This window comes from Pseudonocardia halophobica (genome assembly GCF_050948485.1).
Taxonomy (GTDB): domain Bacteria; phylum Actinomycetota; class Actinomycetes; order Mycobacteriales; family Pseudonocardiaceae; genus Pseudonocardia; species Pseudonocardia halophobica.
This window is the reverse complement of sequence record NZ_CP192046.1, coordinates 4,320,879-4,339,998: the sequence shown is the minus strand read 5'-3', so window position 1 is coordinate 4,339,998 and position 19,120 is coordinate 4,320,879. Positions and strand designations below refer to the sequence as shown.

Genomic DNA, 19,120 nt, shown 5'->3' with positions numbered 1-19,120 from the left:
ACGCACCGGGGACACCGCCGGGTGTTCGCCCCCGTCAGGCGGCGAAGGCCACGGCGGGCTCCAGGCCCACGGCCGTCCCGACGGCCCGGGCGAGCGCCCGGGCGTGGTCGGCCGCGGTCTCCCGCGCGCCGGCGTCGTGCCGCCAGGCGATCACGCCGTCCGGCCGCACCAGCAGGGCCGAGCGCGGCCCCAGCCCGCAGCGGCGGGCGACCCGGTCGCCGACCGCCGGGACCTCGACCGGCACCGGCAGGTGCGCGGCCGCGGTGCGCCAGTCCGCGTCCACCGCGCCGGTGAACAGGGTGAACCCGGGGCCGAGCAGGTCGAGGACGGCCCGGCGGCCGCCGTCGGTCCGGACCCAGACGTGCGGGATGCGCTCGCCGGGCCGTGCGGTCCCGGTCCCGAGGCGCAGCTCTCCGTCGGCGGGCCCGGTGGCGACCGTGCAGGACCGGTAGGCCGTCCCGAGGTCGCCGGCCAGCCCGTCGATCGGGTCGGTGCCGCCGGGGCGCAGCGAGCGCAGCGCCCGCGCCCGGCCGATCGGCTCACGCTCCTCGACGTACGAGTCGAGCAGCGCCGGACCCGCCCAGCCGCGGACCGTCCAGCCCAGCCGCCAGCCCAGCTCGTGGCCGTCGTGGATCGCGGTGTTCATGCCGTTGCCGCCGACCGGGGTCATCCGGTGCGCGGCGTCGCCGACGAGGAACCCGGGGCCGGAGCGCACCGCCGTGGCGACCGCGGCGGCCATCGTGAAGGCCTGCATGCCCAGCAGCTGCGGCTCGAGGTCGGGCAGGCCGGTCGCCGTGCGCAGCAGCCACCGCCAGAACTCCGGCGTGTGGGCCGCGATGCCCTCGGCGCCGGTGCAGTCACGTCCGTCGTGGAGCTGCCGGGCGTAGCACCAGCGGCCCCCGCCCACGGGCAGGAGCACCCCGGCCGCCTCCGGGTGCTCGATGCTCCACAGCACGTTCGGCTCGCGGGCGAAGAGCGCCTCGACCCCCGACGCCGCGTCCGGGCGGAACAGCACCTGGGCGTAGTCGCCGAGGGTGCCCAGGTCCCGCAGACCGATGCCGAGCGCGGAGCGGACACGGCTGCGCGGGCCGTCGGCCCCGACGACGAACCGGGCCCGCACCCGCTCGCCGCCGGCCAGCCGCGCCTCCACCCCGTCCGCGACGGTCAGGTCGATGAGCGCGCTGTCGAAGCGGACCTCGCCCCCGCGGCGGCGCAGCTCCGCGACGAGCAGCGGTTCCAGGTGGTCCTGCGGGCACAGCAGCGGGTGCGTCGGGCTGGCCCGCAGCGCCTCGCGCCGCGAGGGGTACCCGACGTCGCGGTACTCGCGGACGGGACCGGCGAGGGTGTCGGCGACCGCGATCCGGGGCGGGACGTCGCCGACCGCGCCGGCCAGCACCGCCTCGGTGAGGCCCCACTCGCGCAGGATCTCCATGGTCCGGGTGCTCACGCCGGTGGCGCGCGGGATGGTCGAGGTGGTGCCGCGCCGCTCGACGACGAGGACGCGCGCCCCGTGCGTCACGGCGGCCAGGGCCGTGGCGAGCCCGGCGGGGCCGGCCCCGACCACCAGGACGTCGGTCTCGATCGGGCTGGGGTTCGTCTGCATGGCCGGAACTGTCCGCCGCGGCGGCGCCCGGCGGATCCGTGAGAACTACCGAGTTTGGCCCCCGGCCCACCGGTGCAGCTCCGTGCGCCGGGCCGCGCCCGTCTTGGCCAGCAGGTTCGCGACGTGCGTCTCCACCGTCCGCCGGGACAGCACCAGCCGCTGCGCGATCTCGGGGTTGGTGAGCCCGCGCCCGACCAGCGCCAGCACCTCGTACTCGCGGCGGGTCACACCCTTCTCCCGCAGCCCGGCCGGCACCGTCGTCCCGTGCCGGCCGCGGGTGGGCGCCCCGGCGGCCCGCAGCAGGTCGCGGCAGGTGCGGGCCTGCAGTTCCGCACCGGCCGCCTCGTGGGCGGCGAGATCGGCGCGCAGGAGGGGGACGGGGTCGTCCCAGCCGTCGCGCACCGCGCACCCGAGGACCATCGGGTGGAGCAGGCGCCGCCACCACGCCCGCCGCCCGAGCAGCTCGTCGCCGCGGGCGCGGGCCCGGGCCGCCTCCGCCGCCCGCCCGGCGCGCCCGGCGGCGACCGCGTCGGCGTACGCGAGCGCGGCGCGGATCGACCGGGACAGCCCGGACGGATGGGTGGTCAGCTGCGCGCGTGCCCGCTCGCCGCCGTCGAGGACGGCGTGGACCAGCAGCCAGGCGCCGACCGGGGCGAGCAGGGGCGTCGCCCGGTGCTCCAGCACCCGGTCGATCTCCGCGTCGAACTCCCGGGCGGCGCGCGGCAGGTCGTGCTCGACCAGTGCACCCACGCCCCGGGCCAGCGCCATCGTGGCGCGGTTGCCCGGGCTCGGTTCGAGGACCTCGGCGAGGAGGGCCTCGGCGCCGACCGCGTCGCCGCGGGCGGCGAGGGCGGCCGCGGTCTGGATCCGGCCGATGTCCGCGAGGGCCGGCAGGTGCAGGCGCAACGCCGTGTCCAGGGCGCGCCGGGAGTGCGCCTCACCCGCGGCCGGACCGTCGGTCATGAGCGCGACGTCGGCCAGGATGATCTCCGCCGAGGCCAGGTGGGCGAGCATTCCCACGTCCCGGGTCAGACTGCGGGCGAGCTCGAGGGTGGGGTGCTCGTCCCCGTCGAGAGCCTCCATCATCCCGGCACCGAACAGCGCGGTGACCCGCCACGGCACCAGCCCGTGCTCGGCGGCGACCTGCGCGGCGCGGCGGAAGGCGGCGGAGGTCGCGGCCAGGTCGGTGCGCCAGCGGGTGCGGGCGAGCACGCCGAGCGCCTCGCACAGGCTCTCCGGCGCCGCCGCGGCCTCCGCCCGCTCCACGGCCCGGGCCGCGAGGTCCGCGGCCTCGTCGACCCGGCCCGCGCCGAAGGCGGCGTCGGCGCGCAGCACCGCCGAGCGCGGGTCGTCGGGCCGCCCGGCCCGCTCGACGAAGTCGTCCGCCACGGCCCACCGCCCGGCGACGACCGCGGTGCGCGCCAGGTCGAGACACAGGTCGGCGTGCCGGTCCCCGGTGACGCCGGGCAGCCGGGCCGCGCCGAGGTCCAGCGCCTCGTGGGCGCGGCCGGTCAGGGTGAGCACCCGGATGCGCTCCCGCAGCACCTCGGTGTCGAGGGGCGGGCCGGGCCCGGCGCGCTCGGCCGCGTCGAGGTGGTCGGCTGCCGCGCGCAGCGCGCCCCGCGCGGCCTCGGCCCGCGCCTCGCGCAGGTAGAGCCCGGCCGCGCGATCGGGCCGCCCGGCCTCGGCGAACAGCGCGGCCGCGGCCGGGCCCGCCCCGGCCGCGGCGAGCGCCTCCGCGGCCCGGGCCGCGAGGCGGGCCCGCTCGGGCGGGAGCAGCGCGGCGAGGACCGCCTCCCGGGTCAGGGCGTGCGGCCAGCGCAGCTCCGCCCGGCCCGATCCGGCCTCGCGCGCCAGCAGACCCTCGCGGACCCCGCCGCGCAGCGCCTCGCCGACCTCGTCCTCGCCGAGCCCGGCCACGGGCCCGAGGACCTGCCAGTCCGGCGCCGGGCCGAGCACCGCGGCGGCCTCCACCGCCCGGCGGGCCGCCGGTGCCAGCGCGTCGAGCCGGCCCTCGACCAGCGCCGCGAACGTCGGCGGGACCGCCCGCCCGGGCGCCGCCAGCATCTCCTCGACCACGAACGGCAGGCCCTCCGAGCGGGCGTGCAGGGCCGCGACCTCGTCGTCGGACGGGGGAGTGCCGTCCCGGCAGGCCGCGACCAGCGCCGCGACCCCGGCCGGATCGAGCGGCCGCAGCGGCAGGACCCGCAGGCCCGGGGCCGCGGCGAGCCGTGTGGCGGCGGGACCGGGGCGGCACGACACCGCGACGAGCAGCCCGGGGCCGGCACCGGTCAGGGACGCGACCGTCGCGAGGGTGTCCCGGTCCGCCCAGTGCAGGTCCTCGAGCCGCAGCACACAGCCGCCCGGCGCGGTCGCCCGCAGCAGCCGGCGCAGCCCCTCGCCGAGGACCACGGCCTGGTCGGGGGCACCGGGTCCGGACTCGGGCCCGGTGCCGGAGCGCAGCCGCTCCAGCGCCGCGCGGTACGGCCGGACCGCGTCGCCGTCGCCCGCCGGGTCGTCGAGCCGGGGGAGGACGGCCTCGGCGAGCGGCCGGAACACGCCGCCGCCGGGCACCGCGCGCCCGGTGAGGACGGTGAGCCCGGCGGTCGCCGCCGCGGAGGCGATCTCGTCGAGCAGGCGGGTCTTGCCGATCCCGGCCTCGCCGACGACGGCGACCGACCCGCCGCCGCCCGCCGCCGTCGCCGCGACGAGCCGGCGCACCTCGGCCAGCTCGGCCGCCCGTCCGACCAGGACGGGGCTGCGGACGACGGTCTGCACCCGGTCAGTGAAGCGCGGTCGGGCGACGTCGGGAAGCCGTTATGCAGGGGCGTCGATCAGGGGCGTTGATCCGGGGCCTTGCCCAGGCCTTGCTCAGGGACGCGGCTGCGGGCGGGCGGCCACGAACGGCATCACGATCTCGTCGACGATGCGGACCACGACCTCGTCGTCGATCGGGTCGCCGGTGATGAGGAAACGGTGCCAGAGCACGCCCTGGCCCAGCTCGCGGGCGAACTCGACCGGGACGTCCGGGCGCAGCTCGCCCCGCTCGACGCCGCGCCGGATCAGCCGGGCCATCTCGGCCTTCCGCCAGCCGATCACGCTCTCCCGGAAGGCCTCGCGCAGCTCGGCGTCCTGCTGCATCGCGCCGACGATCGCCGCCACCACAGGGGCGGACGCCGGGCTGGTCAGGGTGGCCGCCCAGCCGCGGAGGACGGCGAGCAGGTCGCCCCGGTAGGTGCCGGTGTCCGGTGTCGGGATGGAGCGGCCGGCCGCGTGCAGGAGCGTGTCGCGCAGCAGTGCCGAGCGGTCCGGCCAGCGCCGGTACAGCACGGGTTTCGACGTTCCGGCGTGCGCGGCGACCGCCTCCATCGTCACCCCCGCAGGCCCGCGCGCCGTGACCAGCGCGAGGACGGCGCGGCGGATCGCCCGCTCCAGCTCGGCCCCCCGGCGCCGGCGGACCGGGGTCGTCACGACCCGACCCATGAAGAAACGCTTGCGTATCTCACGAGCGGCACTCTAGCGTCCCTTACAAGAAACGGGAACGTATCTTCGGAGGTCGTCGTGGACGTCGCCATCACGGTCCTGGGCCCCGTCGGAGCGACGGTCGACGGCCGGCCGGCAGCCCTCGGCGGGCCCCGGCGACGGGCCCTGCTCGCCACCCTCGTGGCGGCGGCCGGCGAGACGGTCGAGGCGGAGCGGCTGCTCGACGAGGTGTGGGCGGGTCGGCGCACGCCCGGCGTCGGCACCCTGCACTTCTACGTCTCCACGTTGCGGTCGGCCCTCGAACCCGCCCGCGGGCCCGGCGAGGCGCCCCGGGTCGTCGTGCGACGGGCATCCGGCTACGCGCTGGACCTCCCGCCCGGCGCGGTCGACGCCGAGCGGTTCACCGTGCTCGCGGCCGACGGCGCCGCGGCGCTGACCGGGCGGCGGGCGGAGCAGGCACTGCCGCTGCTCGACGCCGCCCTCGCCCTGTGGCACGGCCCGGCGTACGCCGACGTCGCGGACCTCGGCGTGCTCGCTCCCGAGGTCGCCCGGCTCACCGAGCTGCGGCTCGGGGCGCAGGAGGACCGGCTCGCGGCCCTGCTGGAGCGCGGCCGTGCAGGGGAGGCCGCGGCGGCCGCCGGGGCGCACGTCCGGCGGCACCCGCTGCGCGAGCGCGGCTGGGAGCTGCGGATCCGCGCGCTGCACCGGCAGGGCCGCCGCGCCGAGGCGCTCGCCGACCTGAAGGCGGTGCGGGCCCTGCTTGCCGGCGAGCTCGGCCTCGATCCCGGGCCTGCGCTGCAGGCGGCGGAGCGGGAGGTCCTGACCGCGGTGTGACACGCGCTCAGGTGCCCGTCGCGGCCGGGTGCCGCTCCGGCGGGGGTCGCCAGGCCTGCACCCGCCGCAACGGTCCGCCGGCGAGCGCGCCCGGAGTCAGCCGCAGCGCCAGGTCGCGCAGGCCCGCACCCAGCGGAGAGCCGGCCTGCGCCACCGCACCCACCCGCCGCGCCGCCTTCATCAGGCGTGCGGTGCGGGGCCGGCGGAGCGCGTCGTAGCGGGCCAGCGCGGCGTCGAGCTCCCCGGCGGACCACGCGGCCGGCGGGCCGACGAGGCGGACCAGGGTCGCGGCGTCCTCGAGCGCCTGCCCGCCGCCCTGCCCGAGATCCGGCGTCATGGCGTGCGCGGCGTCGCCGAGCAGCACACAGCGTCCCCGGCGGAAGGTCGGCGGGGCCTCGGCGAGGTCCATGATGTCGCCGCGGTGCACGGCGTCGGACGGGGTCGCCGCGAGCACCGCCGGAATCGGCGCGTGCCATCCCGCGAACGCCTCCCGTGCGGCGGCGTGCTCGTCGGGCGCGGTGCACCCGGGCGGACCGGACGTCACGCCGAACCAGTACACCCGGCCGTCGCGCAGCGGGACCAGACCGAACCGCAGCCCGCGCCCCCACGTCTCCCCGGCCGCGCCGAGCAGATCAACGGGTCTGCTCGTGACGCCCCGCCAGGCCGAGTACCCGGCGTAGCGCAGGCCGGGATCGCCCGGCCAGGACGCCCGCACCCCGCTGTGGATCCCGTCGGCGGCCACCACGAGATCGGCCTCCTCGCGGCCGCCGGAGTGCACCACGTGGCGGCCGTCGGGCGACACCGCCGTGACCTCCACTCCGAGCCACACCTCGCCCGCTGCAGCGAGCAGGACCTCCTGCAGCTCCGCGCGGTGCAGCACGCCGAGCCCGGCGACGGCTGCGGCCGGGGTCCGGGACAGCCGCCGTCCGTCGGGGGACCGCTGGCCGGCCTGCAGTGCCGCAGCCGCCGGACCGGTACGCGCGCGGACCGCGCGGCCGAGGCCGAGGGCGTCGAGCGCGGTGAAGGCGTTGGCCCACAGGGAGATCCCTGCGCCGACCGGCCGCAGCTCGCGCGAGCGCTCCAGCACCACGACGTCGACCCCCGCCCGGCGCAGGCCCGCCGCGGCGGCGAGCCCGCCGATGCCGGCCCCGATCACCACCGCCCTCATGCCGGCACCGCCACCGGACTGTCGGCCGCGAGCCCGAGCGTGCGCGCGATGCCCTCGGCACAGGGCGTCGGGGTGAACCCGAACCGCGCGGCGAAGGCGGAACCGTCGACCACGAACGGCATCTCGAACTGGTAGACGAGCTCGGCGCCCTCGCGGGCCAGCGGCCACACCAGGCCGAGCGACCGGGCCGCCCGCGACCCGACGCGCACGAGCGGGGCCCGGCAGCCGGTGCGCCGCCGGATCTCCGCCACGAACTCGCGGCCGGTCGTCGGCGCCGGGTGGGGCACGTGCCAGACCCGGCCCAGGTCGTCGGCGGGTGCTTCGCCGAGGGTGGCGAGCACCCGGGCGAAGTCCTCGACGAACGACGGCGTGAGCGGGCGGTCCAGCGCCCCGATCCACCGCGGCGGGCGGCCGGCGGCGGCCGCGCCGAACAGTGCCGGGCCGAGCACCGAGTCGACGCCCGGCCCGTACAGCTCGCCGGCCCGGGCGACGACGGTCGGACAGTCGCCGCGGGCGTGCGCCGCCAGCACCATCTCCGCCAGCCACGCGCGCAGCACGCCCTTGGCGGACACCGGTCGTACCGGCGTCGCCTCGGTCATGGGGGCGTGCACGCGGCCGTACATCCACGTGTCGTCGGCGAAGACGAGGCGCGCACCGGCGGCGGCCGCACCGGCGAGCGTGCCGCGCACCGCCGCCGGGAAGGCCTCCCGCCAGCGGTCGAAGGGCGGGTTGACGCAGTTGTAGACGGCCGCGGCCCCCGCGCACACCTCCCGCATCCGGCCGGCGTCGGTCGCGTCGCCGGTCACGGCCTCGACGCCGTTCTGGTCGCCACCGCCCCCGCGGCTCACCGCCCGGACGCGGTGCCCGCGCCGCACCAGCTCCCGGGCGAGCGCGGCGCCCGTCCCTCCGGTCGCGCCCACCACGACGTGCAGGTCGGACTCCATCACCCCTCCTCGAAGATACGTAGGCGTATCTTCGACCGGACCGCTTCGAGTTCGCTTAGAGCGCGCGCCCCGTCAGCAGCCAGGCCGCCGAGCCGAGCGCGACGCCGTCGGGTCCCGCCCCCTCCGCCAGGACCGCGCGCAGGGCCACGATCGCCCGTTCCCGGTCGACCGGGCCCAGGCCGTCGAGTCCCCCTGCCAGGATCTGCCGGACCAGCCCGAACGCCTCCTCGACGTCCCGGCCCAGCACCACGGGCGCCGCGCACGGCTCCACCCCGACCTCGGCGAGCCCCGCCCCCTCCAGGAGGGCCCGGGCCCGCTCCGGATCGGCGAGGCCGAAGGCGCCCGGCCCGGGCGGCGGCTCCGGGGGCATGCGGCCCGTCAGCGCGCGCATCAGCCGGTGCATCCAGGCGTTCTCGGCGACCGAGCGCCACACGACGAACGCCACCCGGCCACCCGGCCGCAGCGCCCGCGCCAGGTTGGCGAAGGCGGCGGGCGGGTCGCCGAAGAACATCACGCCCGAGCGGCTGATCACCCGGTCGTACCGGCCGGCGAAGTCGTGCACCTGGGCGTCGGCCTCGAGGAACGTGACGCCACCCAGTCCGGCGCTGCGGTCCCACGCGACCTGCAGCATCGGGCCCGAGATGTCGACACCGGTCGCGGTGCCGTCGGGCGCCACGGCGGCGGCCGCCTTGCGGGTGACCGACCCGGTCCCGCAGCCGACGTCGAGCACCTGCAGGCCCGGCGCGAGCTCGGCGGCCTCGAGCAGCAGCGCGTCGTAGCCCGCGGCGGACGCCTCGAACTGCGCGGCGCGCGTCGCCCAGAGCAGTCCGAGGTCCCCGCCCCACTGCGCCCGCTGCTCGGCGTTCGGGGCGGCCCCCGACGGGCCGACCGCCATCAGACGCCCTGGGCGGGCAGCAGCGGCGGGCTGGTCCAACGGGCGGCCGGGTCGAGCAGGCCGTCCGGGTCGACCTCGGCCCGCAGCGCGTCGAGCCGGGCGACGGTCTCCGGACCGAACCCGGCCCGCAGCCGCTCGACCGCCTCCGGGTCGACGCCGCCGGCGATGTTCGTGGTCGTGCCACCGGTCGACCAGGGCAGCAGCCGCTCGACGATCGTGGCGAGGGCACCGGGCACGTGCTCGGCGATCGGCGGCACCAGCATCCCGACGGAGTCCACGAAGTACGGCGCGGTCCGACCGGCCACCGCGTTGGGCACCGCCGGCGGCCGGGCGAAGGCCGCGCCCAGCAGCCGGATCTCGCTCAGCACGAACGGCAGCCCGGCGGCGGGCGAGGTGACGTCGGCGAACGCGTCGAGCGCCGCGTCGGGCAGCTCCGCGAGCATGACGCCGCGGTCCACGAACGGCATCGGGTCGACCGGGTCGGCGTGGATGGCGGCGAACGCGGGCACCGGCAGCGGGCCGACCGTGTCGAGCAGGGGCCCGGGCAGCGCGGCGCGCAAGGGTGCGATCAGCCGCTCGCCCTCGGCGGCGTCGCCGACGAACGCGAACCGGATGTGCACCACGGCCTTGCCGCGCAACGGCTCCGGCAGCATCGGCAGGTCCGGCAGGTTGAGCCGGGCGACGGAGGGACCGGCGGTCTCGGGCAGCGCCTCCGCCCAGTTCCGCCAGGTGCGCAGGAGGCCGGGGACATCGGCCGTCGTGGCGTCGACGAAGATCCCGCCCGCGTAGAGCTCCGGCACCTCCACGAGGTCGATGGTCATCGCGGTGACGATCCCGAACGCCGCGCCGCCGCCGCGCAGGGCCCAGAACAGGTCGGGATCGTGGTCGGCGTCGACGGTGCGCAGCACGCCGTCGGGCGTCACGACGTCGATCGACCGCACGTTGTCCGCCGCCCATCCGAAGGTCCGGCCGATCGGGCTGAGGCCGCCGCCGAGGGTGTAGCCGACGACACCGGCGCCCGGCGAGGAGCCGCACAGCCCGCCGAGACCGTGTTGGGCCGCCGCGTCGAGGACCTGCTGCCAGCGCACCCCGGCGCCGAGCGTCGCGGTGCGGGCCGCGGGGTCGACCGTGAGGGCGTCGAGGTCCGCGGTCACCAGCAGCACCGTCCCGGGGCCCGCCGGTGCGGCGCCGTGCCCGGTCGCCTGCACGGCCACCCGCCGCCCGGTCTCCCGGGCGTACCCCACGGTCGCCACGACGTCCTGCGCGTCCGCGGCCCGGACCACGTGGTCCGGCCGGTGCTCGGTCGCGAGGTTGTAGCCGGCGGCGGCGTCGGCGTACCCCGGGTCGCCGGGGGCGAGGACCGCGCCCGTGACCAGGGAGCCGAGCTCCGGGGTGTCGGTGGTGAGGCTCATGCGCTGCTCCTGTGCGTGATCGAGAAGTACGTCTCCGAGCACGTGTGGATCAGCGGCGGCGTTAACGCCCGTCGTCGACTCCGGGGACGGCTGCCGCGCCGGGAGGTGCGTACGTACCTCCGTGCGGGGCGCGCCCGGGAACGACGACGGCCCCGGGCCGGGAGCCCGGGGCCGCGCGTCGGATTCGACTCAGTCCAGGTAGTCCCGCAGGACCTGCGACCGCGACGGGTGGCGCAGCTTGGACATGGTCTTCGACTCGATCTGGCGGATCCGCTCGCGGGTCACGCCGTAGACCTGGCCGATCTCGTCGAGCGTGCGGGGCTGGCCGTCCGTGAGGCCGAACCGCAGCCGGACGACGCCCGCCTCGCGCTCGGACAGCGTGGCCAGCACCGACTGGAGCTGGTCCTGCAGCAGCGTGAAGCTCACCGCGTCGACCGCGACGACCGCCTCGGAGTCCTCGATGAAGTCCCCGAGCTGCGAGTCGCCCTCGTCGCCGATGGTCTGGTCCAGCGAGATGGGCTCCCGGGCGTACTGCTGGATCTCCAGCACCTTCTCCGGGGTGATGTCCATCTCCTTGGCCAGCTCCTCCGGGGTGGGCTCGCGGCCCAGGTCCTGGAGCAGCTCGCGCTGGATGCGGCCGAGCTTGTTGATGACCTCGACCATGTGCACCGGGATGCGGATGGTGCGGGCCTGGTCGGCCATCGCGCGGGTGATGGCCTGGCGGATCCACCACGTCGCGTAGGTCGAGAACTTGTAGCCCTTGGTGTAGTCGAACTTCTCGACCGCACGGATCAGGCCCAGGTTGCCCTCCTGGATCAGGTCCAGGAACGCCATCCCGCGGCCGGTGTAGCGCTTGGCCAGCGAGACGACGAGGCGCAGGTTCGCCTCGAGCAGGTGGTTCTTGGCCCGCTCGCCGTCCCGGACGATCCAGCGCAGGTCGCGGCGCAGCTGCGGCGAGAGCTTCTCCGAGGCCTCGATGGCCCGGCGCAGCCGCTCGGCGGCGTAGAGGCCGGCCTCGATCCGCTTGGCGAGCTCGACCTCCTCCTCCGCGTTGAGCAGCGCGACCTTGCCGATCTGCTTGAGGTAGGCGCGGACCGAGTCGGCCGAGGCGGTGAGCTCGGCGTCCTTGCGCGCCTGGCGCAGGGCCTCGGACTCCTCCTCGTCCCAGACGAACTCGGTCGACTTCTGCTGGGAGGAGCGGGTGGTCGGGGCGCGACGGTTGGCGCCGGTGTTGGCCGGCTCCTCCTCCTCGTCGTCCTCGTCCTCCTCGTCGGCGGAGTCCTCGGCCACCTCGGCCGTGTCCTCCTCGACGTCCTCGATCTCGACGTCCTCGAGCTCGACGTCCTCACCGAGCTCGGCGTCGTCGAGGTCGACGGCCTCCTCGTCGCCCTCGGGCGAGGTCGCCTTCTTCTTGGCCGACGTCTTGGGACCGGTCTTCGCACCCCCACGTGGGCGCGCCGGCCGGGACTTCGTCGAGGTACCCGCCTCGCGGCCACGACGGGCGGGTGCGGCCGCCGTCTCGTCCACGGTCGAGTCGGTTCGGGTTGCGGAGTCTGCGGCTGCCACCTAGGCCCTCTCGCTGCGTGCGCTTGCGGTCCGCCGGAGCTGCCGAGAACGCGGCGGGCGCTCCGGTCCGGCTGGCTTCGAGTGACTTCGCCTCGCCGGTCGCCGCCGTTTCTCGTGGGGTCGGCGCGCGTCCCGGGGGTGAAGTTCTCCGCCATTGTAACTACGCCTGCGCCCGGTGCTTGCCGGTCGCGCCCTCCTCAGAGCACCCGCATCGGTTCAGAGAGGGCCCGGACGGGCCGGACGGACGTCCCGCTGCGCCGGGCGGCACCCCACGTGCGGGGCCGAACCCCTCGCCGACCTGCGGGCTGTGGTCGGATGGGTGACATGACCACGAGCAGTGCCCCGGCCGGCGCCGGAGTACCCGGCACGGACGCGACCACACTTCCGGAGGCCGCGGAGCTCGCCGAGCTCCGGCGTGTCGCGGTCCAGGTGGCGGGGGAGGCGGCCGCCCACCTGCGCACCCTGCCCGCACCCCGGGAGACCGGGGCGGTCGGGACCAAGAGCACGCCGACCGACGTCGTCACGGAGTCGGACCGGGCCCTCGAACGCCTCGTCCGGGAGCGGCTCGCGGAGCTGCGGCCGGGCGAGCCGGTGTACGGCGAGGAGGCGGCGGGCGACGCGGGGGCCGCGCGCTGGGTCGTGGACCCCATCGACGGCACCGTGAACTACCTCTACGGGCTGCCCTGGTACGCGGTGTCGGTCGCGGCGGTGCGGGACGGGGTGTCGCTGGCGGGCGCGGTCGTCGAGCCGGCGTCGGGCGTGGTGTGGAGCGCGGCGGCCGGGGCGGGCGCGACCCGCGACGGCGTGCCGCTGCGGGTCACCACCGAGACCGAGCTCTCCCAGTCGCTGGTGGCGTGCGGCTTCTCCTACGACGCGGGCCGCCGCGCGCGGCAGGCCGCGATGATGGCGGCCGTGCTCCCGCGGGTCCGTGACCTGCGGCGGACCGGATCGGCGGCGCTCGACCTGTGCGCCCTCGCCGCCGGCCGGTTCGACGCCTACGTGGAGCACGGCATCAACTGGTGGGACTGGGCGGCCGCGGCGCTCGTCGCGCAGGAGGCCGGGGCCCTCGTGCGCGTGCGGCCCGCGCCCGGGCGCGCCCGCGCGGACGGCGCCGAGCTGGGGGAGGACGTCACGCTCGCGGCCACCCCCGGCGTCGCCGAGGCGTTCGAGGAGCTCCTGCGGGAGGCGGGCGCCGCGGACGTCTGACCTCGTCCGCCGGAGTCAGCAGCGGGCGGCCTCGCGCGCCTCGGCCAGCACCTGCGGGTCGAGCTGGGGCGCGGCCACCTGCTGGCCCTCGCCCGTCTCGCCGGAACCGGGGGCGCCGAGCTGCTCCAGGGCGTCTCGGACGGCGCGGTTGGGGTTGACGTCGGTGAACGCGGTCCCGACGGCGACGTCGACCGAGTCGTCGCCCCGCTCGTCGCGGACCAGCTCAAGGCAGGGGAGGACCAGCTGCAGCGTCGCCGCCGAGCCCTCGCCGGACTGCCCGAACCGCAGCTGGCCGTGGCACTCCAGGTCGCCCCCGGGGTAGAGCGGGTCGTTGTCCGGCTGCCGGGCCTCCCCGAAGCCCAGGTCGCCGAGCTGGGCGGCCACGAGGTTGGCCTGCCCGCGCTGGCCGCCGGCGTTGAGCACGGTCGTCCGGATGTCCGCCGGTGGCGTCGGGGCGGCCGAGGCCAGCGCGTCGGAGTCGAGCACCTCGCCGGCGGCGCCCGAGGCGGAGGTGTTGCACGCGGCGAGGCCGGACTCGGCGGCCGCGTTGAAGAACACGATCGTCCAGGTCACCAGGGCGGCCACGGCGAGCGCGCCCACGGTGATCGCGACCGGCCGGGACCGGCGCCGCCGGTAGGGACGCAGCCCCGCGCTCACGCGTCCACCCCACCCGAACACACCCCGCGGATCAGCACGGCGGAACCCTAACGCCCCCACCGGTCCCCGGCGGGCGGGCGACACGGGTGGGCCCGGTGCCGGGGGCTTGACCGCTCGGCTACCCTCTGCGCGCCGACGGGGGAGCAACGACGTTTCGCGGGGCCCGGTCACGGGCCGCGCCGGCGGGTCCCTGCCCTGGTCCCGGCAAGGGCTGCGCCGTTCCGCAAACGGGTGAGACCGGCGTCACTCCGATGCCGGGCACAAACGCCTGCGGCCGGGACGTTGTGCAGCGGCACGACAGAAGACGAAGAGTACTGAGGGTGGGAACGATGGCTACCGACTACGACGCACCGCGGCGCAACGAGGCCGACGACATGGCGGAGGACTCGCTCGACGAGCTCAAGGCCCGTCGGAACGAGGCGCAGTCGTCCGTGGTCGACGTCGACGAGTCGGACACGGCGGAGAGCTTCGAGCTCCCGGGGGCGGACCTCTCGGGCGAGGAGCTCACGGTCAAGGTCCTGCCGAAGCAGGCGGACGAGTTCACCTGTGGCAGCTGCTTCCTGGTGCACCACCGCAGCCGGCTGGCCGAGACCCGCGGCAACCTGTTCATCTGCCGCGACTGCGCGGCCTGACGGACCGCCGCCGGACCGACCCGGCGTCGAACGACGCGGACACCGACGAGGGCGTCCCGGATCCCCGGGACGCCCCTTTCGGCGTTCTCGGGGCTAGGCGCGGGTGGCGCTCAGCGCGGCAACCAGCTCCTCCGGGCGGCGGGTGCTGACGACCCAGTACGGCACCGGGCTCGCGGGGTCGCGCGTCTCGATCCGCACGACCGGGCCGATCCAGCCCCGGTGCAGCACGTGGGCGATCGGGTCCAGCTCCGGGCCCAGCGCCTGCTGCTTGTCCTTCCTGGACACGATCTGGGTGCGGCCGACGTGTTCCAGCGCGATCCGCTCGTCGCCGGCCACCAGCTCGGTATCGGTCACCTGGACCCGCACGCTGCCCAGGCGCCACACCACCAGCAGCGCCAGCGGGATCAGCACGGCATAGCCGATCCAGGAGCGCACGCCCGGATAACCCATGTGGATCTCGGCGCCCAGCAGCACGGCGACGCCGCCGGCGAACAGGAACCACCAGAGCGGTGTACTCAACCGCTCGTCGAACCCAGGACGGCCGGACGTCGCAGGACCGGCGCTGGACGGGTGCTCGCTCACGACGACCCACTGTAACGTCGCCCGTTGTGCCCGGCCCGATCGATGCTCCCCCGCACGAGCCGATGGTCACGCCGCTCGTCGACGTGCTGCTGACCCGCCTCGACCCCGACATGCCGCTGCCCGCGTACGCCCGACCCGGCGACGCGGGGGCGGACCTCGCGACCACGTCCGACGTCGTCCTCGCCCCCGGTGAGCGCGCCGTCGTCGGCACGGGCGTCGCGATCGCCCTGCCCATGGGCTACGCCGGCTTCGTGCACCCGCGCTCCGGGCTGGCCGCCCGCGCGGGGCTGTCGGTCGTCAACACGCCGGGCACGATCGACGCCGGATACCGCGGCGAGATCGAGGTGTGTCTGATCAATCACGACCCCCGCGAGGAGATCGTGCTCCGCAGGGGTGACCGGATCGCCCAGTTGGTCGTTCAGAAGGTGGAGTACGCGCGCTTCGTCGAGGTGCCCGAGCTCCCGGCCTCCGACCGGGGGCCGGGCGGGTACGGCTCGACGGGTGGGCACGACCGGCTGGCGGGAGGGGACGGACCGTGAGCGTCCGCTACGGCGAGGACCTCGAGGACCTGGAGGCCGACGACTCGGTGGAGACCGGGTACGACGGCGAGTACGACGAGGAGTACGACAGCGAGTACGACGGGCCGGACTTCGGCCCGTTCGACGTCGCCAAGCTCGACCCCGAGATGACCGACGCGCTCACGCGCATGGACTTCGGCGCCGTGCAGGTGCCGATCCCGCCGCAGGGCAGCGTCGTCGAGCCGGAGGACGGCGCGCGGCTGTCCGCGGTGCACATCACGATGCCGGGCGGTGGGCGGCTGTCGCTGTCCGCGCTGGCCGCGCCGCGCTCGGGCGGGCTGTGGAAGGACCTCTGCGAGGAGATCGCGCAGTCGCTGCGCGAGGGCGGCGCCACCGTGCGCTCGTACACCGGCGAATGGGGCCGGGAGCTGCGCGCGACCACGCAGGTCGCCTCGTCGGTGTTCGTGGGCATCGACGGCGAGCGGTGGATGGTCTACGGCGTTGCCGCGGGCCCCGAGGAGCAGGCCGAGCGCCTCGACGCCGAGATGCGGCGGATGCTGCGCGGCACGATCGTGGTGCGCGGCAAGTCGCCGTACCCGCCCCGGACCGTGCTGCCGCTGACGCTCCCCTCGGCGGTCGACGAGACCCCCGACCCCGACGCCGAGGCCCCGCAGCCCAAAGCCACGCTCACCCTGCGGACCCGGTCGGTCACCCCGGCCGACGAGGCGGGGGAGTCGACGGAGGCTGTCGCGGAGGCTCCTGCGGGTCCGGCCGGGGCCGGGACCGGGCAGGTCGGGGTCGGACAGGCCGGCGCCCCGGGCGGTGGGGTGCCGGGCGGTGCCGCTCCGCTCGCGCCCGCGGCGTCCGCGGACCCCGGGCCCGGCGGTGCTGGTGTCGGCGGTGCTGGTGTCGGCGGTGCTGGTGTCGGCGGTGCTGATGTCGGTGGTCCTGGTGCCGGTGCTCCCGGGGCCGGTGCTCTCGGGGCCGGTGGGCCCGGGGCGCCGCAGCACGGCCCTGCTGGGCCGCGACCTGGTCAGCCCCAGTTCGGCGGTCCTCAGGTCGGTGGTCCGGAGTTCGGTGGCCCGGCCGGCGGACGGCCGGCGGGCGGCGGGTTCGGTAGGCCCTCGGTCGGCGGTCCCGGCTTCGGTGGTCCGGGTGCCGGTGGACCCGGCTTCGGTGGCCGGCCGGGTGGTCCTGCCTCCGGTGGCCCTGCTTCCGCTGGCGCGAGCGGTGCCGGGTTCGGCGCTCCGGCCACGCAGAGCGGGTACACGCCTGGCCCGGGGGTCGGCGGTCAGGCACCGTTCGGCGGCCCGACCGGTGGGTACGCGCAGGGTCCGGGCACCGGTGGCCCGGTCGGCCAGGCCCCGTTCGGCGGCCCGGCCACGCAGAGCGGGTACCAGGGTCCGGGCACCGGTGGCCCGGTCGGCCGGGCGCCGTTCGGCGGCCCGGCCACCCAGAGCGGCTACACGCCCGCTCCGGGCCTCGGCGGTCCGGCGGGCGCTCCGTCCTCGGGCCCGCGTTCGTTCGGTGACCCCGTCGACGCCCCGAGCGGTCCGTACGCCGCGGCCGGTCCCGGTCCGTACGGCCCCGGCACGGGGAACACCCCCGCCGGGTCCCCGTCGGAGGCCGAGGGCGCGGGGTTCGCGCCGACCGGCCCGGCCGGGACCGGATACCCGGCGGCCGGTCAGGACCCGCGCTTCGGTGGTCCCGCCGCGCCCTCGACCGGCGCGCACACCGGATCCGGCGGATTCCCGCGCGCCACCCCGGGCGCCCGGGGTGGCGCGACCGGCGCGGGCGAGACGCGCGCCCTGCCCGTCGTCGGGCGGGGTGCGGGTGGTCCCGGGTCCTGGGGCGACCAGCCCGTCGAGCCCGCTCCGCAGGCCGCCGATCCGCACAGCGGCGGCTGGGCGACCGCGAACCGGCCCGACCGGTCCGCCGAGGACCGTGCGGGCCGCGACCCGGCCTCCGGTGAGTTCGGCGGGAGCGGCTGGAGCGGCGGCCCGCGTCATTCCGGACCGACGGCCGACCAGGCGAGCGGTGGCTTCGCGACCGGCGGTCGTCACGGCGACCCCGCGCTCTCCCGCTGGGCCGAGCAGCAGTCGTCGGAGCCCGGGCGGGACCCGCGGTTCGCGGCTCCGGACGACGTGGAGCGCCCCGGCCGGGCCACCGAGCAGGCCGACGGCCCGCGGCACTCCGGCTGGGCGGCCGAGCCGCAGGACGACGGTCGGACCGGCCGCTCCCCGCAGTTCGGCCCTGGTGCGAACGTGAACCCCTCCAGCTGGGCACCGGACCAGCAGGGCGGCAGTTCCGCGCAGCCGAGTGCCGGCGCGGCGTCCGCACCGGGCTGGGGCAGCGAGCAGCAGGACCCCTGGGCCGGCGGCTCGTCGCAGTCGCCGGCTGCGTCCGCGTGGGGCACGGAGCAGGGCGGCCGGTTCGGTGGGCCGCAGCACTCCGGCCCGACGGTGGGCGGTCAGCGCGCCGAGATCCCGTCGTGGCAGGACCGGCCCTCGGAGCAGCCGAGCGGTGGTCGGGCCGGCGCACCGGCGTGGGGGAGCGGGGACCCGTCCGCGAACGGCGGTCTGCCCGGCGAGCAGCCGAGCGGCCGCCGCCGCGCCGCCCCGGAGCCCACCCAGGGCGACCGCGGAACCCGCGGCGGCCTCTACGACGCGCCCTCGCACGGCGGTCACGCCGCGGAGGGCCGTCCGGACGGCTGGACGCCGACCGTGCACCAGCCGCCGGGCCCGGGCTACGAGACCGTCGACCGGGACTCCGGCCGGCTGCCGCAGTACGGCTACACCGCGTCCGGCTGGTCGTCGCAGGGCGGCGGCCGCGAGGTGACCGGGTTCGCGGGCGTCCGGACGGGTCCCGGCTCGCCGGCGGACGTCCCGACCAGCCTGTTCGACGCCCTCATGGCCGAGTCCGCCGACCGCGCCGCCGACCACCGTCCCGCCGCTCGCAACGGCTACGGCCCGGTGAACGGGCACGCCGGCCCCGGGGTGAACGGCCACGGCGGCCGCAACGGCTGGGCCGGCCCGAACGGCTACGGCGGCTCGCCCGCCCACGGCGGCCCGAACGGCGGCGGGAGCCCGGAGGGCCACGGCGTTCCGAACGGATACGGAGCACCGAACGGCCACGGCCCGTCGGACCGCTTGCGGGACCAGAACGGCCACGGCCCGTCGGACGGCGTCCGCGGCCAGCGTGACCAGAACGGCTATGGCGGGTTCGGGCACGATGCCGCGAACGGACACGGCGGGCCGAACGGCCACGGCTCCCAGGAACCCGGCCCCGGCGAACCCGAGCCGGGCGGAAACCGCCGCCACGGCGAGGGCCCGGGCTCCCGACCGGCGCTGTCGTTCCTCGACGCCGACCCGCTCAACGGTGCCGACCCGGACCGCGGCCGCCACCGCCGACCCGAATAGGCCGGCCACACCCGCGGCGATCGACCCGGCACACCGCCGAGGAGCGCGGCAGACCCCGCCAACGGGGTGTGCCGCGCGCCTTCGTTTCGTGGGGCCTCGGTCGCCCACCTTCCGGCCCCACGGCCGCCTCCGGCTCGGAAGTGGTGAGCTCCGGACTCGCACACCCGTTCTGGCGGCTGCCACACCCAGGAGGAGAGCGGC

15 protein-coding genes are annotated in these 19,120 nt (G+C 77.3%); 5 read left to right on the top strand and 10 right to left on the bottom strand.

Annotated elements, in window-relative coordinates:
* Positions 1-34: 34 nt before the first annotated feature.
* The 3 genes from ACQP04_RS20645 to ACQP04_RS20635 form a co-directional block, all read right to left on the bottom strand.
* Entirely contained in the window at positions 35-1,603 is a 1,569-nt protein-coding gene (locus ACQP04_RS20645) for an FAD-dependent monooxygenase (RefSeq protein ID WP_433502195.1), read from the bottom strand.
* A 45-nt stretch (positions 1,604-1,648) separates the two neighbouring features.
* Positions 1,649-4,381: an AAA family ATPase gene (locus ACQP04_RS20640; RefSeq protein WP_433502194.1), complete on the bottom strand. Its 2,733-nt coding sequence runs from the start codon at positions 4,379-4,381 to the stop codon at positions 1,649-1,651.
* 93 nt (positions 4,382-4,474) lie between these two features.
* The gene (locus tag ACQP04_RS20635) at positions 4,475-5,086 is read right to left on the bottom strand and encodes a TetR/AcrR family transcriptional regulator (protein WP_433502193.1); all 612 of its coding nucleotides are present in this window, start codon (positions 5,084-5,086) and stop codon (positions 4,475-4,477) included.
* 78 nt (positions 5,087-5,164) lie between these two features.
* On the opposite strand from ACQP04_RS20635, the gene ACQP04_RS20630 reads away from it, so the two are divergent.
* Positions 5,165-5,920: an AfsR/SARP family transcriptional regulator gene (locus ACQP04_RS20630; RefSeq protein WP_433502192.1), complete on the top strand. Its 756-nt coding sequence runs from the start codon at positions 5,165-5,167 to the stop codon at positions 5,918-5,920.
* 7 nt (positions 5,921-5,927) lie between these two features.
* On the opposite strand, the gene ACQP04_RS20625 is transcribed toward ACQP04_RS20630, so the two are convergent.
* The 5 genes from ACQP04_RS20625 to ACQP04_RS20605 all read right to left on the bottom strand — a co-directional run bounded on the left by ACQP04_RS20625 (position 5,928) and on the right by ACQP04_RS20605 (position 11,905).
* Entirely contained in the window at positions 5,928-7,088 is a 1,161-nt protein-coding gene (locus ACQP04_RS20625) for an FAD-dependent monooxygenase (RefSeq protein ID WP_433502191.1), read from the bottom strand.
* Positions 7,085-8,032 carry an NAD-dependent epimerase/dehydratase family protein gene (locus ACQP04_RS20620; protein ID WP_433502190.1) on the bottom strand — a complete coding sequence of 316 codons (948 nt, stop codon included), beginning with the start codon at positions 8,030-8,032 and terminating at the stop codon, positions 7,085-7,087. Before ACQP04_RS20620 ends, ACQP04_RS20625 begins: the two co-directional genes overlap by 4 nt.
* Before the next feature lie 55 nt (positions 8,033-8,087).
* A complete protein-coding gene (locus ACQP04_RS20615; protein WP_433502189.1) occupies positions 8,088-8,927 on the bottom strand; it encodes a class I SAM-dependent methyltransferase in 840 nt (279 codons plus the stop codon).
* Positions 8,927-10,339 carry an FAD-binding oxidoreductase gene (locus tag ACQP04_RS20610; RefSeq protein ID WP_433502188.1) on the bottom strand — a complete coding sequence of 471 codons (1,413 nt, stop codon included), beginning with the start codon at positions 10,337-10,339 and terminating at the stop codon, positions 8,927-8,929. The genes ACQP04_RS20615 and ACQP04_RS20610 overlap by 1 nt, the downstream gene beginning before the upstream one ends.
* A 189-nt stretch (positions 10,340-10,528) precedes the next feature.
* Positions 10,529-11,905: an RNA polymerase sigma factor gene (locus ACQP04_RS20605; protein ID WP_433502187.1), complete on the bottom strand. Its 1,377-nt coding sequence runs from the start codon at positions 11,903-11,905 to the stop codon at positions 10,529-10,531.
* A gap of 324 nt (positions 11,906-12,229) precedes the next feature.
* Here ACQP04_RS20605 and ACQP04_RS20600 point away from each other — a divergent pair, with 324 nt between their 5' ends.
* Complete coding sequence (locus ACQP04_RS20600; protein ID WP_433502186.1) at positions 12,230-13,111, top strand: inositol monophosphatase family protein; 882 nt, start codon at positions 12,230-12,232, stop codon at positions 13,109-13,111.
* Positions 13,112-13,126: 15 nt separating this feature from the next.
* Here ACQP04_RS20600 and cei read toward each other — a convergent pair whose 3' ends face one another.
* On the bottom strand, positions 13,127-13,768 hold the full coding sequence (gene cei / locus ACQP04_RS20595) for an envelope integrity protein Cei (protein WP_433502185.1): 642 nt from the start codon (positions 13,766-13,768) through the stop codon (positions 13,127-13,129).
* A 329-nt stretch (positions 13,769-14,097) separates the two neighbouring features.
* On the opposite strand from cei, the gene ACQP04_RS20590 reads away from it, so the two are divergent.
* The gene (locus ACQP04_RS20590; protein ID WP_232872866.1) at positions 14,098-14,400 is read left to right on the top strand and encodes a DUF4193 domain-containing protein; all 303 of its coding nucleotides are present in this window, start codon (positions 14,098-14,100) and stop codon (positions 14,398-14,400) included.
* A 93-nt stretch (positions 14,401-14,493) separates the two neighbouring features.
* Here ACQP04_RS20590 and ACQP04_RS20585 read toward each other — a convergent pair whose 3' ends face one another.
* The gene (locus ACQP04_RS20585) at positions 14,494-14,982 is read right to left on the bottom strand and encodes a DUF3093 domain-containing protein (protein WP_433502184.1); all 489 of its coding nucleotides are present in this window, start codon (positions 14,980-14,982) and stop codon (positions 14,494-14,496) included.
* Positions 14,983-15,044: 62 nt separating this feature from the next.
* On the opposite strand from ACQP04_RS20585, the gene dut reads away from it, so the two are divergent.
* Entirely contained in the window at positions 15,045-15,521 is a 477-nt protein-coding gene (dut, locus tag ACQP04_RS20580; RefSeq protein ID WP_433508407.1) for a dUTP diphosphatase, read from the top strand.
* Positions 15,518-18,919, top strand: a complete 3,402-nt coding sequence (locus ACQP04_RS20575; RefSeq protein WP_433502183.1) for a DUF3710 domain-containing protein — start codon at positions 15,518-15,520, stop codon at positions 18,917-18,919. Before dut ends, ACQP04_RS20575 begins: the two co-directional genes overlap by 4 nt.
* Positions 18,920-19,120: the final 201 nt, after the last annotated feature.